22 protein-coding genes and 1 tRNA gene are annotated in these 12,926 nt (G+C 52.9%); all 23 read right to left on the bottom strand.

The window, feature by feature from the left end:
• Positions 1 to 450: a 30S ribosomal protein S13 gene (locus tag MVK60_RS04325; RefSeq protein ID WP_297436825.1), complete on the bottom strand. Its 450-nt coding sequence runs from the start codon at positions 448 to 450 to the stop codon at positions 1 to 3.
• A gap of 39 nt (positions 451 to 489) precedes the next feature.
• Positions 490 to 576 (bottom strand) — tRNA-Ser (locus MVK60_RS04320).
• Positions 562 to 1,149 (bottom strand): class I SAM-dependent methyltransferase, encoded by a 588-nt coding sequence (locus tag MVK60_RS04315; RefSeq protein ID WP_297436822.1) that lies wholly within the window; start codon positions 1,147 to 1,149, stop codon positions 562 to 564. Before MVK60_RS04315 ends, MVK60_RS04320 begins: the two co-directional genes overlap by 15 nt.
• A gap of 40 nt (positions 1,150 to 1,189) precedes the next feature.
• Positions 1,190 to 1,858, bottom strand: coding sequence for a hypothetical protein (locus MVK60_RS04310; protein ID WP_297436820.1), 669 nt, complete (start codon positions 1,856 to 1,858; stop codon positions 1,190 to 1,192).
• A gap of 10 nt (positions 1,859 to 1,868) precedes the next feature.
• Positions 1,869 to 2,096 (bottom strand): hypothetical protein, encoded by a 228-nt coding sequence (locus tag MVK60_RS04305; RefSeq protein WP_297436819.1) that lies wholly within the window; start codon positions 2,094 to 2,096, stop codon positions 1,869 to 1,871.
• Positions 2,097 to 2,436: 340 nt separating this feature from the next.
• Complete coding sequence (locus MVK60_RS04300) at positions 2,437 to 2,559, bottom strand: hypothetical protein (RefSeq protein WP_297436817.1); 123 nt, start codon at positions 2,557 to 2,559, stop codon at positions 2,437 to 2,439.
• Positions 2,540 to 2,764, bottom strand: a complete 225-nt coding sequence (locus MVK60_RS04295; protein WP_297436815.1) for a hypothetical protein — start codon at positions 2,762 to 2,764, stop codon at positions 2,540 to 2,542. Before MVK60_RS04295 ends, MVK60_RS04300 begins: the two co-directional genes overlap by 20 nt.
• Before the next feature lie 393 nt (positions 2,765 to 3,157).
• The gene (locus MVK60_RS04290) at positions 3,158 to 4,162 is read right to left on the bottom strand and encodes an RNA-guided pseudouridylation complex pseudouridine synthase subunit Cbf5 (RefSeq protein WP_297436874.1); all 1,005 of its coding nucleotides are present in this window, start codon (positions 4,160 to 4,162) and stop codon (positions 3,158 to 3,160) included.
• 60 nt (positions 4,163 to 4,222) lie between these two features.
• Positions 4,223 to 4,933, bottom strand: a complete 711-nt coding sequence (locus MVK60_RS04285) for an SDR family oxidoreductase (protein ID WP_297436813.1) — start codon at positions 4,931 to 4,933, stop codon at positions 4,223 to 4,225.
• A 77-nt stretch (positions 4,934 to 5,010) separates the two neighbouring features.
• Entirely contained in the window at positions 5,011 to 5,262 is a 252-nt protein-coding gene (locus MVK60_RS04280; RefSeq protein WP_014012532.1) for a 50S ribosomal protein L14e, read from the bottom strand.
• A 13-nt stretch (positions 5,263 to 5,275) separates the two neighbouring features.
• Complete coding sequence (cmk, locus tag MVK60_RS04275; protein ID WP_297436810.1) at positions 5,276 to 5,857, bottom strand: (d)CMP kinase; 582 nt, start codon at positions 5,855 to 5,857, stop codon at positions 5,276 to 5,278.
• Between the two features lie 22 nt (positions 5,858 to 5,879).
• Positions 5,880 to 6,152 (bottom strand): 50S ribosomal protein L34e, encoded by a 273-nt coding sequence (locus MVK60_RS04270; protein WP_297436808.1) that lies wholly within the window; start codon positions 6,150 to 6,152, stop codon positions 5,880 to 5,882.
• Positions 6,153 to 6,195: 43 nt separating this feature from the next.
• Complete coding sequence (locus MVK60_RS04265; RefSeq protein WP_297436806.1) at positions 6,196 to 6,723, bottom strand: DUF106 domain-containing protein; 528 nt, start codon at positions 6,721 to 6,723, stop codon at positions 6,196 to 6,198.
• Positions 6,716 to 7,306: an adenylate kinase gene (locus tag MVK60_RS04260; RefSeq protein ID WP_297436804.1), complete on the bottom strand. Its 591-nt coding sequence runs from the start codon at positions 7,304 to 7,306 to the stop codon at positions 6,716 to 6,718. Before MVK60_RS04260 ends, MVK60_RS04265 begins: the two co-directional genes overlap by 8 nt.
• 72 nt (positions 7,307 to 7,378) lie before the next feature.
• Entirely contained in the window at positions 7,379 to 8,827 is a 1,449-nt protein-coding gene (gene secY, locus MVK60_RS04255; protein WP_297436802.1) for a preprotein translocase subunit SecY, read from the bottom strand.
• A 37-nt stretch (positions 8,828 to 8,864) separates the two neighbouring features.
• Positions 8,865 to 9,311: an uL15m family ribosomal protein gene (locus MVK60_RS04250; protein ID WP_297436800.1), complete on the bottom strand. Its 447-nt coding sequence runs from the start codon at positions 9,309 to 9,311 to the stop codon at positions 8,865 to 8,867.
• Between the two features lie 11 nt (positions 9,312 to 9,322).
• A complete protein-coding gene (locus tag MVK60_RS04245) occupies positions 9,323 to 9,790 on the bottom strand; it encodes a 50S ribosomal protein L30 (protein WP_297436798.1) in 468 nt (155 codons plus the stop codon).
• A gap of 11 nt (positions 9,791 to 9,801) precedes the next feature.
• Positions 9,802 to 10,509 (bottom strand): 30S ribosomal protein S5, encoded by a 708-nt coding sequence (rpsE, locus tag MVK60_RS04240; protein ID WP_297436796.1) that lies wholly within the window; start codon positions 10,507 to 10,509, stop codon positions 9,802 to 9,804.
• Entirely contained in the window at positions 10,506 to 11,111 is a 606-nt protein-coding gene (locus MVK60_RS04235; RefSeq protein WP_297436794.1) for a 50S ribosomal protein L18, read from the bottom strand. The genes rpsE and MVK60_RS04235 overlap by 4 nt, the downstream gene beginning before the upstream one ends.
• 10 nt (positions 11,112 to 11,121) lie before the next feature.
• The gene (locus MVK60_RS04230) at positions 11,122 to 11,568 is read right to left on the bottom strand and encodes a 50S ribosomal protein L19e (RefSeq protein WP_297436792.1); all 447 of its coding nucleotides are present in this window, start codon (positions 11,566 to 11,568) and stop codon (positions 11,122 to 11,124) included.
• 9 nt (positions 11,569 to 11,577) lie between these two features.
• Positions 11,578 to 11,958: a 50S ribosomal protein L32e gene (locus tag MVK60_RS04225; RefSeq protein WP_297436790.1), complete on the bottom strand. Its 381-nt coding sequence runs from the start codon at positions 11,956 to 11,958 to the stop codon at positions 11,578 to 11,580.
• Positions 11,959 to 11,968: 10 nt separating this feature from the next.
• Positions 11,969 to 12,523, bottom strand: a complete 555-nt coding sequence (locus MVK60_RS04220; RefSeq protein WP_297436788.1) for a 50S ribosomal protein L6 — start codon at positions 12,521 to 12,523, stop codon at positions 11,969 to 11,971.
• A 10-nt stretch (positions 12,524 to 12,533) separates the two neighbouring features.
• Positions 12,534 to 12,926 (bottom strand): 30S ribosomal protein S8, encoded by a 393-nt coding sequence (locus MVK60_RS04215; RefSeq protein WP_297436786.1) that lies wholly within the window; start codon positions 12,924 to 12,926, stop codon positions 12,534 to 12,536.

Here is a 12,926-nt window from a genome sequence, read left to right as displayed (position 1 = left end):
TCACTTCTTCCTTCTGCTGACACCGAGCGTTGCACCGTGCCTGAAGTTTGACCTTGTTCTCTGACCCCTCACAGGCAGACCGCGCTCAAGTCTGATGCCGCGGTAAGCCCTGATTCTCCTGAGCCTGTTGACGTCCTCACGCCAGGCCATTACGAGCTTGGCGGTGAGTAAGTGCATATCCTTGCCGGTCCCATAGTCCTTTGGCCTGTTGACCGCCCATCCAGGAATACCATGGGAAACAGGGTCTTCAAGGACTTCCTCAATCTTCCTGACCTGCTCCTCATTGAGGTAACCTGCCTTCATGTAGGGGTCTATGCCCGCGACCCGCAGAACCATCGTAGCAAAGTTTATTCCTATCCCCTTAATCCCCGTAAGGGCCCATCTTAACTGCCTATCTCCTTTCAGGTCGACACCTGCCACACGGACGATGTGTCTGAAGTTGTCCGTCATTATGAATACACCTCCATCTCAATCCTTTGTAGAGGATTTTGGCGCCGGGACGGGGATTTGAACCCCGGTGTCCAAGAGGACACGGGCTCTCAAGGCCCGCGCCATCCCAGGCTAGGCGATCCCGGCATACACGCGATAGCCGCTCCCCTTCGCCAGTTCTCTCACTTCGGTGAAGTGGTCCTCCATTAGAGCCTTAATATACTTTGCCCCCTGCTTCGTCTTAATGACCAATTGAAGCAGGCCTCCATCGTTGAGATGCCGGGGAGCGTTTATAACTATTTCCCTCAGCACTTTCTTTCCCGCGTGCACCGGGGGGTTAGTGATAATCGCGTCGAACTTCTCGCCCCTAACGGGTTCATAGAGATTTCCCCACTTGACCTCGGCGTTTCTAACGCCGTTGATTTTTAAGTTTTTCCTCGCTATGCTTACCGCTCTCCTGTTCACATCGGCCATGACGACATGGCTCACGAAGCGAGAAGCCACTATCCCAATCGCCCCGTAGCCGCAGCCAAGGTCAAGGACACGCCATTTATCATCGAGTATCATGCTCTCTATGAGCAACTCCGTTCCCCGGTCGAGCTTGCCGAAGGAAAAGACCCCGCTGGCGGTGATGAACTTGAAACACTGACCTCTAATGCAGACCTCTATCGTCTTCGTCCTCAGCGGGACGTCCGGCTCTTCGGAGTAGTAGTGGCTCATGTGCGGTGGTTCGTTGAGGGGTTTATAAAGATGGGGGAGTTTACTTGGAAGAGGCCAGCCAGTCTTCCCACCATGACCTCGTCACGTCTTTGGAAACCCCGTAATCCCAAAGGAGCAGGCGCGTCTTAGAGTCGATGGCAAGTTTGAGGGTGGCATCCTTAGTTTCCGCTTTCACTATAATACATTCCCTCCCATTTATAGTCCTCACATCCTCCACAGTGAGATTGGCACAGCACAGCCTTAGAGTGTAGCCCTTTTCAGCCTTTAGTCGCTCGAATACTGGAGAGTAGGGACATCCAACCCTAAACAGTTCGACTTCAGCCCGTTCCCCCTCAACAAAGATTGAACCATCAGATTGATATACAATGGGGTTTGAGCCGACTATCTCGGCTCGGTTTTCTCCTTTGGAGATAGAGTAATCGGGCGTCTGCCACTCGATTTTAAACCTCTCGAGGATTGTAGTAGTGTTCCCCTCCCTGGTTATGATGAAAGTTCTCGTTGAGTTCTGAATCAGCGTCTTCCCAGAGTATTCCACGGCTTTGTATACAAGGGTCATGTTTGGACCTGTAAAGTCAAGACTCGTTGCGTTGAACTTTATCTGAGGTTCTGCGATACTGCTGGAGCCCTGTGCGTGGAGGTAATAAGCCCCACCTGCAACCAACAGAAAAACAAGGGGAAAGACAGAGTAGAGAGTCTTGGAGCGCTTCACGCGAATCACCTCAGCATTTATCGTGCCAGCGTTTCACAAGTGTCGGCCAGAAATTGTGCAGGAAACCGTACCAGTTCTTTTCAGGGTTGGACTCGGGGCCCTCGACATAACCCATGCGAGTTTTTGGACTGTATCTAGCCTCGTAGAGGTATCCGTATCCAATTCCCCTTGTGAAGTCCCTGCCGTATATGCCATAGGCAGCATACCTGTCGGTCTTGTGGTAACCTTTGCTTGTCACCTCCTGAACAAAGCTGTCCAAGTCAGGAAAGCTCTTATAGTTACCTGGCCATCCAAGTTTTGGATCAACGTTCGTGCATCCCCAGAGGCACGCTACACCCTTTTCTTTACTGCAAGATGAAGGAGACCCCTACTTTCTCCATGAACAGTGAGAGATTCCGAGCTTTTCTTTGGTGGGAATGCCCCATGCGTAGACCAATCCATCTCTGCATGAGTATGTACCCCCCGAAGAAGCGGTTAGTATAGGCCTCATTTCCGTTTGCTTAAGGGCCGAGCAACGTGCGTTGGTGAGGTACACGCTAAGCAAGAGTCTGTTTCTGATGACTTTTAACTTCTCCTCATCAGGCAATCTGCAGAACGCTCTGGCTTTTGATATCGTCCTTTGTGAGACCCTCGCGAAGCATTTCTTCATCACTCATGGTACACAGTTCCCCGTTGAACTCCTCAAGTATCTCGCTCCTCAACCATTGCCATCACGGTTTCATTGACCTTCACCGGAGGAGGGTCTCTCCGAAGTTCCTCTGCCCAGTATGCTTCTTCGGGCTTCAATGAGGCTGTATTTCTTGCCCCATAGGTAACGTTGAAGCCCAGACTCAGGACTATGGCAAGCAAAAATACTGCACCAGCCTTTCTACTCCGGCCCCTCATGTGGACACCTTCGGAGATCATTAATAGATATAAAAATCAATTACTTAAAAATTTTTCTATAAATAAGTTATAAAATACTCACACAGAGCATTGACCTTCCAGAACAGATCTAAGCAGATACAGGGGGACAGAATAAACACAATTTTTAGAGAACTGATCAAAGAGTGCCTTACTATTCAGGCAGAAGAAATCATGCACTGATTGATGACAACTCCAACGAGAGTTTGATACCAACAAAAACCTGCACTCAATATCGACGTTCCAGCCAAAACTGTTCTTAGGAAACCGTGTACTAAACTCACCAAAGACAGAAAATCAAGCCAAAAAAGCATTAAATCCTCAGCCGGCACTCCTTGAGAAGCAAAGCTTCCTGAGGTGTTGAGGCTTTGCCTCAACATGCGTCAGCAAGGGCCGCTACCACAGCTTCGGGTACCAATCCCTCGGCATGAAGACCTTGTCAACACCAACCGCTATTCCCTTGCTCCTCTGGAGCATCTCGCCGCTCGTAATGGTGGCCTTACCGAGGGCAACGAGTTCATCCTTGAGTGTCATGACGGCAACCAGGTCACCCTTCTTGATGCCCTTGTTGAGCTTCACTATTCCCGGAACGGCAAGGTCGGCGCCGTAGGTTACCGCCGCAACGGCCGAATCTCTAATCCAAACCTTGGGGAGGTGCTCCACCGCTTTTTCCATGGGCTGGATAGCCTTCCTGAAGTATTCCTCTATCCCGTCGTCCTTCCAGAAGTGGTAGTAGTCGATGAGGTCGTGGAGCGTCACCAAAGTTTCATCCTCTTTGAAGGGGCCGCTCCTCGTTCTCCTCAGCTCGGCCATGTGGGCACCGACTCCGAGGGCGAGACCAATGTGGTGGATAAGCGACCTTATGTAGGTTCCGGCCTCAACTCCAACGCGGAAGAGCACGTCCTTGCCGTCTATCTCGAGTATCTCGATGTAGTAAACCTTTCTCGTCCTGAGCCTTCTCTTGACCGCGCTCCTGAGCGGGGGCCTCTGGATTATCTCCCCTTCAAACTCCTTCATAACCGCCCTAATTCTTCCCTCCGGAACGTCGCCGTGGAGGTGCATCAGGGCCACGTACTCCTTACCTGCCGGCAGGAGAGCCTGGACGACCCTCGTGGCCCTCTCGAGGGCAACCGGCAGAACACCGCTGACCTTGGGGTCGAGGGTTCCGCCGTGGCCGGCCTTGTTCAGGTCGAAGAGCCTCTTGATCCAGGCAACGACCTCGTGGCTCGTCGGCCCCGGCGGCTTGTCGAGGTTTATTATGCCAAACCGCATGTGCATCTCCATCGGTCTCTTCTCGGGCGGAAAGCCCCACTTCGGATTGGTCTCGGCCTTCTCGTCCTTGACAAGGACTTCTCGCTTTATGTCAGCCGGAAGGATTCTCCTCACTTCATCCCTCGCCATGAGCATCACCCGGTGAGCGTTATCGCCCTAAGTTCGGGATAGTGCCTTATAAACCTGAGCTTAGTATTTAAACCGATAGGTAAAGACCGGCCAGTTGGGGAGATATTTGACGAGTTTCAGGTAGCCCGGCACAAAAACTTCCCTCTTACCCTTTTCGAGCCCCTTGAACACTGCCCGTGCAACATCTTCCGGCTCTATCGAGCCCTTCGGAACCTTTCCGTTCCAGAATCCGGTCTTGACCTGCTTGGGATACACCCTCATAATATGGATTCCCCTATCCAGGAGCTCCTTTTCGAGGTTCACTGCCAAGTAGTGGAGTGCACCCTTAGAGGCACAGTAGGAGGGAATCTCCGGCACGTTGATAAAAGCAACGCCGCTGATTATGAACACCACAGTCGAACCCTTCGGAAGCATCGGGAGAACCGCATTTGTAAGTTCCACCGGGGCGAGTGCGTTCACCCGAAACAGGTTCTCCAGCTCCCCGCCTGAATGCTCAAGAAGTGGCTTTCTCACCGCAAGGCCGGCGTTGTTTATGAGAAGGTCAATCTTTTGCGCACCGAGCCTCTCAAGCCCCTTCAGAATCGTGCTTGGAAAGTCCTCCCCGGTCAAGTCTGTAACTATGTACTCAAAAGCCGGCAGTTTTTCCTGAAGTTCACGGAGTTTTTCCCTGTTCCTCGCCACTCCAACAACACGGTAGTTCCTCTCGACGAGTCCCTCAACGAGAAGCTCTCCAATGCCGCCTGTGGCACCGGTAAGTAAGGCGGTTTTCATTGAATCACCAGTAAGGGTTTCAGGGATTATACTTAAAAGCGTTGGGAAGTAAGAAGAGGCCGAGAGGCCTCTGCAATTCACTCAAGGCTGATTCCAGCCTGCTCAAGGGCGGCCTTGACGGCCTCGTCGTCTGCGCCGCGCTCGATGCTGACCTTCTCCGGAAGGGGCTCGAGGTGCTTGACGTTCATCCTCCTGCGCTTGACCTTGTTGAGGCCAGCGCCGGTAACGAGGACGAAGTTCCTGTCGATGACGTCAACGACGACGACCTTCTCCCCGGCCCTTCTTCCGGCAATTATAACGGCAAGCCTTCCAACTTCCATGGCTGGCATTCATCCCACCTCCTCATTTTTTCTTGCGCGGGTCCCTTCCCGACCCCGTGTCGCCATCGGGGCTTAGGTGGTCGATGGCGGCCTTCACAATCGCGAAGACGCCACCGGGTCCCCATTTTGAAGTATCAATTATCAGATCATATATCGAGAGATCCTCAACATCAATCCCGTAGAGGTTTAAATACCTTTTCCTGTTGCCCTTCTCCCTCTCGGCGATGGACATAAAGGCTTCCTCTACCGTAGTGCCCTCCCTTCTAGCAACGCGCTCTGCACGAACACGCATCGGGGCATCGAGCCATATCTTGAGGTCAGCATCCTTAACCATCCAACCGGCCAACCTGCCCTCGATGACAACGTTGCACTCCTTGGCTGCCTCCACCTGCCTCCTGTCAACCTCACGATCGATCTCGGGATGAAGTTCGGCATACTCCTGGAACTCCCTCAGGGTCATGCCCATCTCCCGGGCCATCTGCCGGAAGATTAAGCCGGCGTAGATATGCTTGAATCCATAGTGCCTGGCGAGGTTCCGACAGAGGGTGGTTGTCCCAGAACCCGCCAATCCACTGACGGTTATTACCAAGCAGTTCTTTGGCATGCCGATCACTTCTGCGGGAAACTCAAAGGACAATGCCTGCTCTGACCTGGGCCTTCAGAACTTTCCTCATGCAGCTGGGACAGAGGTTCGGATATGGGCGCTCAGGTCTCTTTGCAGTCTTTGGAAGCTTCCTAATGTCCCCGGGTCTGCCACGTGGATAACCGTTAAGGGGTCTGCCGCACATCGCACAGTGTGCAACCTTCGGCTTCTTGCGCTCGAAGTGTATGACGGTTCTCCCACCGGGTGTCCTAACGTACTTCCGTTTCCATGATCTTGACTTGTACATGGGTTTCATTTTCTCTCACCTCGCAATGCCTTTTCGTGGAGTGTTTTTAAATTTAACCCATGTCCAGGAGCTTCCTCAGGATGTATCCAACCACCATTGAGGTCATTATGTACCATCCCACATATCCAAGCTCACTGGCCGGTAGGGCAGAGTGGTAGAGCCTGTGGAACCAGTCGAAGAGGAAGAAGTTAAACGGTGACTTCACCACGCTGGTCTCGACGTACCACCTTCTCAACCAGCCAAAGAACACCCAGAATATGGGTAGGGTAAGGAGGCTAACCTTAAGCATAGTATCCTTCATGACCTCACTCTGAAGCTTCATGAGTTCCATCTGCTCCTGCTGCATTTTTCTGAGTTTTTTCTCATCTTTTTCAAGCTGTGCTTTACGATACTTCTGCTGGAACTCCTTGCTCTTCTTCTGAAGGAGCTTGACCTTCTCCTGATCCACAAGGATGTAGTTCAACAGAGTAAAAAATGCTCCCAGTATTGCTCCTGCTACCGTAACAACCCATATGGGCTGATAGTGAAGTATCATTGGTCCGAAGACCTTATCAAGGAAGACGTATATTCCCTCAAGCATATTCCCCCACCGCCAAATTCAGTACCTCAACAAGTTCATAAACGGCCTCCTCAAGGCCCTTGTCCTCATGGTTCTCGATCACCTTAATCAGTGCATTTGAATGCATGGCATAACTCACCGCGGCAGCCCTGTTGAGATCCTGGTGCCGCTGTATCTGCTCCTCGGTCTCCACGTCCCTGTCGCGCTTCAGGTCGCGGAGGCGCCTTCCAAGTATCTCACTTGGGGTCGCCTCAATTATAACTATGAAGTTCGGGTTTATAACCTCTATAACCTCCCTGGGGAATCCAAGCAGGTAACCAACGGGTGTTCTTATCGTGGCGTGAGTGTCGATGAGCACGGGTTCCTTCTGTGATATCTCCACGATCTTCTCCGCGACTTTCATCTGAAGACGTCTCTGCAGGTCCGGGTTCAGCTTCCTCATCTCGTCCCTGTGGGATACCAGACCCGCTTTCACGGCCTCCTCAAACATCAAATCCCCGAAGTTGAGGAGCCTAAACTTGACCCGCACCTGTTTGAGGGCAAGCTTTGTTATTGTGCTCTTCCCTACACCCGGGATGCCAGTTATCATGACCACAAACGGCATTACACTCACCCAAGGAGGCTCTGGAGGAATTAATAAAAGCGGGTTTAAAAGGTTTTGTAAAGAAAGAAAGGCTCACTTGGTGAAGAACTTCCTTAGCATCGGGAACATCTCAGTTGCCTGCTCCCTGGCGATCTCCTCGTAGAACCTGTAGAGTATACCCACCGTAAGCAGTATTCCCGTTCCTGTACCAAGTGCTCCAAGGAAATCCGCCAGCACCGCTACTATGGCCAGGGTGAACGATCCCCAGAAGGTAACGTAGGGGATGTATCTGTTGAGCACCCTCTCCAGGATTCTCGGATCCCTTCTGAAGCCAGGTATCTGGAGTCCTGCCTGCTGAAGCTGTCTGGCGATGCTCTTGGCATCAAGTCCTGTGAGTTCCACCCACAGGAAGCCGAAGATAAGGGCCCAGATTATAGTGCTAACCGCGTATATCAGGGCATGACCCGGCTGTGCTATGACGTGGTAGATATCCCTAGTAGGGTAGAGGTAGGTGACGATTCCGCTGGCAGGATTACCCCTGGAATCGAACGTACCCAGCCAGGTTATGCCCCTGCTGTAAAGAAGCCTTGCCCATAACTGGACGTTGGCGTAGAGTGCAAAGGTCAAGATGATCGGGATGTTGCTGACGTACATGAATCTTATTGGGTACCTTCCACGAACGGTGACACGGCCGTAGCTGAGGGGTATCTCAACGCGCATGCTCTCCAGGTACACCACCACAAGGAACACTATTATGGTCGCCGTGAGATCCAGCATATCCGGCAAGGCCCCCCTGTATATGGCCCCGCTCACATCACCGTGTATAAGGTGCTGGATGAACGCTGGAATGGCGCCGATTATGGCAGGTCCCCCCGTAACTGGGTCGATGTAGCTTGATGTCGTCATAGGGCTGAGTGATTTAACTATAACCTGCTGAGAGACCCCAGCAGCGATGAAGAGGCTGATACCACTTCCGATGCCCCACTTGCTGACGAGTTCATCGAGGAGAATCAGCATCGTTGATGCAAATCCAAGTTGTAACAACAACAGTATCGCCAGTCCTAGACCTATGAACGCAGCCCCCTGTGGGGTGGTTACCGTCTGGAACGCACTGAGGTTGCTATCCACCCTCCCGAACGCACCGGCGAAGACGTAAACTCCGGCCTCGAAGAAGCTCATAAACACGGCAAACAGCTTCTGGGCGGCCTGGTAAAACCTCCTGTCCTCATGATTCGACAAGTCGAGGTGGACTATCTCAGAGCCCACGAGAAGTTGCATTATAATACTCGCGGTGACTATTGGACCGATACCCAACGTCAGCAGGGATCCACTTCTACCTGCGAGAACAAAACGAAGCGTTGCGAAATAGTCCTGGATGTTCTTGGGCATCCCATACAGGGGCATTTCAGCCAGTATGAAGTACAACAGCAGGACAATGCCCGTCCACATAAACTTCTCCTTAAGCGGAACGCGCCGTTTTGGCCGCTCAACTTCAGGGAAATACCGTTCTAAAGCAAACGTCAGGTCCCTTAGTCTTCCCATTGGCAACACCCGAGATTTTTTTGAAAATTAAAGGGAATCAGGCGAGGAGAACCTCGCCACCAGCGGCCTTAATCTTCTCCTCAGCTTTGGGAGTTACGTAGTAAGCCTTCACCACAAGGGGCCTGCTGATCCTTCCGCTTCCAAGGACCTTGTCGATCCCCATCTGAGTGGTGTCCACAATGAGTTTTCCCTCCTCCTCGTACGCAATGCCGCTGTCGAGGAAGAGCTGAAGGTTCTCTTCTATGTCGTTGAGATTCATTACTTGGGGGAGGTACTGAACGGCCTTTGGCCGGTGGAATCCCCTTTTGCCCAACCTGTCGGGGGCGTATTTGATAACCCAGGTCCATTTCTGGTCTTTCCTTTTTCCGGTTCCTGCCATTCCTTTGCCGCCCTTGCTGCCACCGCCGCGGTGCTTCTTCTTGCATCCCCATCCATGAGTGTGACTCCCGCGGAACTTCCTAACCTTCTTCTTTCTCCTTATCATCTCTCGCCACCTCAGAGCATTCTCTCAATGAGCTCGTTTATCTTCTCGCCGCGATAACCAAGTGCCCCGCCCTCCTTGAACGAGCGCTTCTTGCTTCCTTTTAGGCCGCCCCTTGGTGGGTGAAGCCTGAAGACCGGTTTCACACTGGGGAGGTCCCCAAGCTTCATCTCACCGTCCACGATCTTTTGGGCGAACTCATCTATGCTCATACCAAGCTTCTCCTTGACGTACTCATCGGTAACCGGCTTGTTGCCGATGAGCCTGCCCCTCTTCCTGATGAGGGCGGCGAGGGTTTCCTTGTCAATCTCACCCCAGGTGATGTAGTCCTTGACCTTCTGGACCATTCCATTGTAGCTCGGGTTGTCGTCGACGAGGACGAGGTGGTTTATCCTGTGGAGACGGAGCATGGCGAGGGTGTCCCTGACCTCACCCTTCGCCCTTATCCCGCTCCTAAGCCTGATGAGTGCGAACTTTGCCATCTTCTCTCACCTCACTCAATCTGGAAGTTTGCTGACATCTCTCTTCCGACGATTATGCCATAGCGCTCGATGTCCTCCGGCTTAATGGCAACGCTATTGGTGTTGTAGAGCGCGGTGAAGACCGCCTTGGCGAAGTTCACGGTGGTTCTCGTCTCACCGAGAGTCTGGGACCAGACGTCCTGGACGCCGGCGAGGCTGAGTATCTTCTTGCCGACGTCACCGATGACCAGTCCAAGTCCACGCGGTCCCGGCATGAGCTTGACGCGGACGCTGCCTTCCTTGCCCTCGACGGCGAAGGGAATCGAGTGCGGCCTCCTGCACCTGCACTCCCAGCTTCCACAGCCGCGCTTGATCTCGATGATGTTCATTTTGGCGTAGTTGATGGCCTTCCTGATGGCTATTCCAACCTCCTTCCCATGGCCGATTCCGAGGCCGACGTAACCGTCCCTGTTGCCCACAGCGGCGAGAACACGGAACCTTATGCGCCTGCCGCTGTCGGTCATCCTGACGGTGAGAGCTATGTCGAGAACCTCCTGGTTCTCCCTGAGGTTGACCTCCGGGAGGAGGACATCCACTATCTCAGGCTCCTTGATCTGGTAGCCCTTACGGAATATCTCGTGAATGTCAGTTATCTGGCCCTCCTTGACGAGCCTGCCGAGCTTGGTCCTCGGCTGCCACTCCTCAAGAACGCGCTGGGTCATCTCTCTCGGGTCGCTCATTCTCTCGCCCCCTCAAACTTCTCGATTATCCTACCTTTAACATCCTCAAAGTGCTCAGGGAGCTTCTCAGGCTCTAATCCTCTGGTGAGATAACCTGAGAACTGTTTCTGGTAGAGGCTTTCATCCTTCTCCTTAAGGGCCCTGGCGTAGTTGGCAACATGTTCACCGGTTATCCTGTAGTCCTCGGGGTATATCTCCTCGCTGTGCGGGATGTTGAGTCCAGCGTCAACGGCGCCCTTCAGCACGGCGAAGATGCTCGAACCCCTGGTCGGAGGGTGGAGGCCTATGTCAAGGATGGCCTCCTCGATTCCGGCCTTCTTGGCCTTGTAGCCTATGAGGAGACCGAGCAGGTAGGCTGAAGGTGTGTTGCCTCCGTGGCTCTTCCAGCCGAAGTCCCTCATGAGCTCCTTGGTGTGTGCTGAGACTATCGTTCTGTCCCCCTTCGGGTCGTAAACCACTATCTGGGCTACGTGGTGGTTGAGGGTCTTCCTCACAACAAGCCTGGGCTTTCCGGACTTGAGGAGGGCGAGCCTCTTGTGATAGTTAGTCTTACCCCCTCTCCTCCTTCTGAATGGAACCCTATACCTTGGTCCGTGTGCCATCTCTCTCACCTCACTCCTTCAGTATATCGTGCTCCTGCATGAACAGGTAGAGCTGTCGCTTGTTCTTGAACTGGCCGCCCTTGGCTCTGATGTAGAGTCTTCTGTATGCGTGCTCGTCGAGCTTGCCATCCGCCTTGAGTTTCCTAAGCTCCCTCCTGAGGGCCCTGATGGTCATCATCCAGCGTTCCTTCTTGCCCATCCTGGCTGTCTTCTTGCCTTTCCTGCTTCCCGGCCCCCTGTGACGGCCCTTCTTCCTGGCCTCTGCCCGGAGTTTAGCTCTGTATGTACTCTGTCCTCTAACAGGCTTCTTCTTGATTACGCCATCATGGATGAGTCTCTTTATATCCTCACGGGTTATTGCGGCAGCGACATCCTCCATCTTCTCAGGATCGATCCATACCCTGTTCTCACCGCACTTCAACAAATCAGCGGCAATTCTCCTCTGCATCTTGAGCATAATCTCACCTCACGGGTTGAGTACCTTAACGCCAAGCTCTTTTGCCCTGGCGAGTATGGTCTCCCTCCTCCTGGCTCCAACGGTTCCGGCTATCCTGGCGGCCTGCTTGGTCGAGTCTATGGCCTCAAGCTCCCTAACGTTGTGGACGAGGATCTCTTCATACCCGCTCGGATGTAGTCCACGAACGGCCCTTGGAGATCTCCATCCAATGCTGGGGGAGCGAGCTTTGCCTTTCTTCTTAAGCCTGAGTTTGCTGTCAATTCCCTTCGGCCTGCGCCACTTGGGATTGTTCTTGAACTTCGGGAACCTCCACCACTCCTGCCTGAGGAAGCGCGGTTTCTTCCTCTTGATCCTGGCCCTTATCCTAAGGAGTCTCGCTTTCTCGTTCATTTCTCACACCTCAGAACTTTATAGGTTTACCCGCCTTGTCAACGATGTAAATACCATCCTGAAAGACGCGCCTGTCCCATTTGGTTATCCTAGTTGCCTGTTCAATGTTTGCAGCGGTCTGACCAACGGCCTCCCTGTCGATGCCCTCAACGATGACCTCACTACCCGTTACCTTAACCGAAACTCCAGGGAGGATCTTGGCCCTCCGGGGGTTCTTCTCACCGAGGAAGTTCTCGATGACGACCTCGTCACCCTGAACCTTAACGGTCATCGGGAAGTGGCTGTAGACTACCTTGAGCCTGTAAGTAAAGCCCTCGGTGACGCCCCTGAGCATGTTCGCTATATGGGCCTTAAAGGTTCTCGCTATGGCTATGTCCTTTCTCCTGGGGAACTCTTTGAAGACCACGACCTTACCGTCCTCTGTGAATACCTTTACACCGGGGTACTTGAACTCCCTCTGAAGTTCACCCTTTGGCCCCTTGATATTAACAACGTTTCCCTCAACGGTGACATCAACACCCTCAGGAATCTCAACCTCTTCTCTTACCCATGCATCTATCGGCATCCCTCTCACCTCAGTAGACGTACGCTATCAACCTACCGCCGATTCCCTTCTCGATGGCTTCTTTGTGGGCCATAACTCCCTGGGAGGTCGAGACTATGAGGATACCGAACTCGAATGCCGGGAGGAACCTCTTTTCCCAGGTCTCGTACTCCGTAGCCTTGACCGGGAAGCGCGGTTTTATAGCACCTGTCTTATTGATCTTTCCTATGAGCTGTACCCTGTAGATTCCGGCTCTTCCATCGTCTATGAACTCGAATTCGCCTATGTAGCCGTTCTCCTGCATAACCCTGAGGACCTCCCCCATGAGTTTGGAGGCTGGCTTGAGGTAGACCTCATTCTTTCCGACCCTCTCGCTGTTCGTTATGTGTGAAAGGGCATTAGCCAGTGGATCAAGTAAAGTCAT

The sequence above is a fragment of the Thermococcus sp. genome (assembly GCF_026988555.1).
Taxonomy (GTDB): domain Archaea; phylum Methanobacteriota_B; class Thermococci; order Thermococcales; family Thermococcaceae; genus Thermococcus.
The sequence above is the reverse complement of the archived record's forward strand: the minus strand, read 5'-3'. Positions and strand labels throughout refer to the sequence as shown.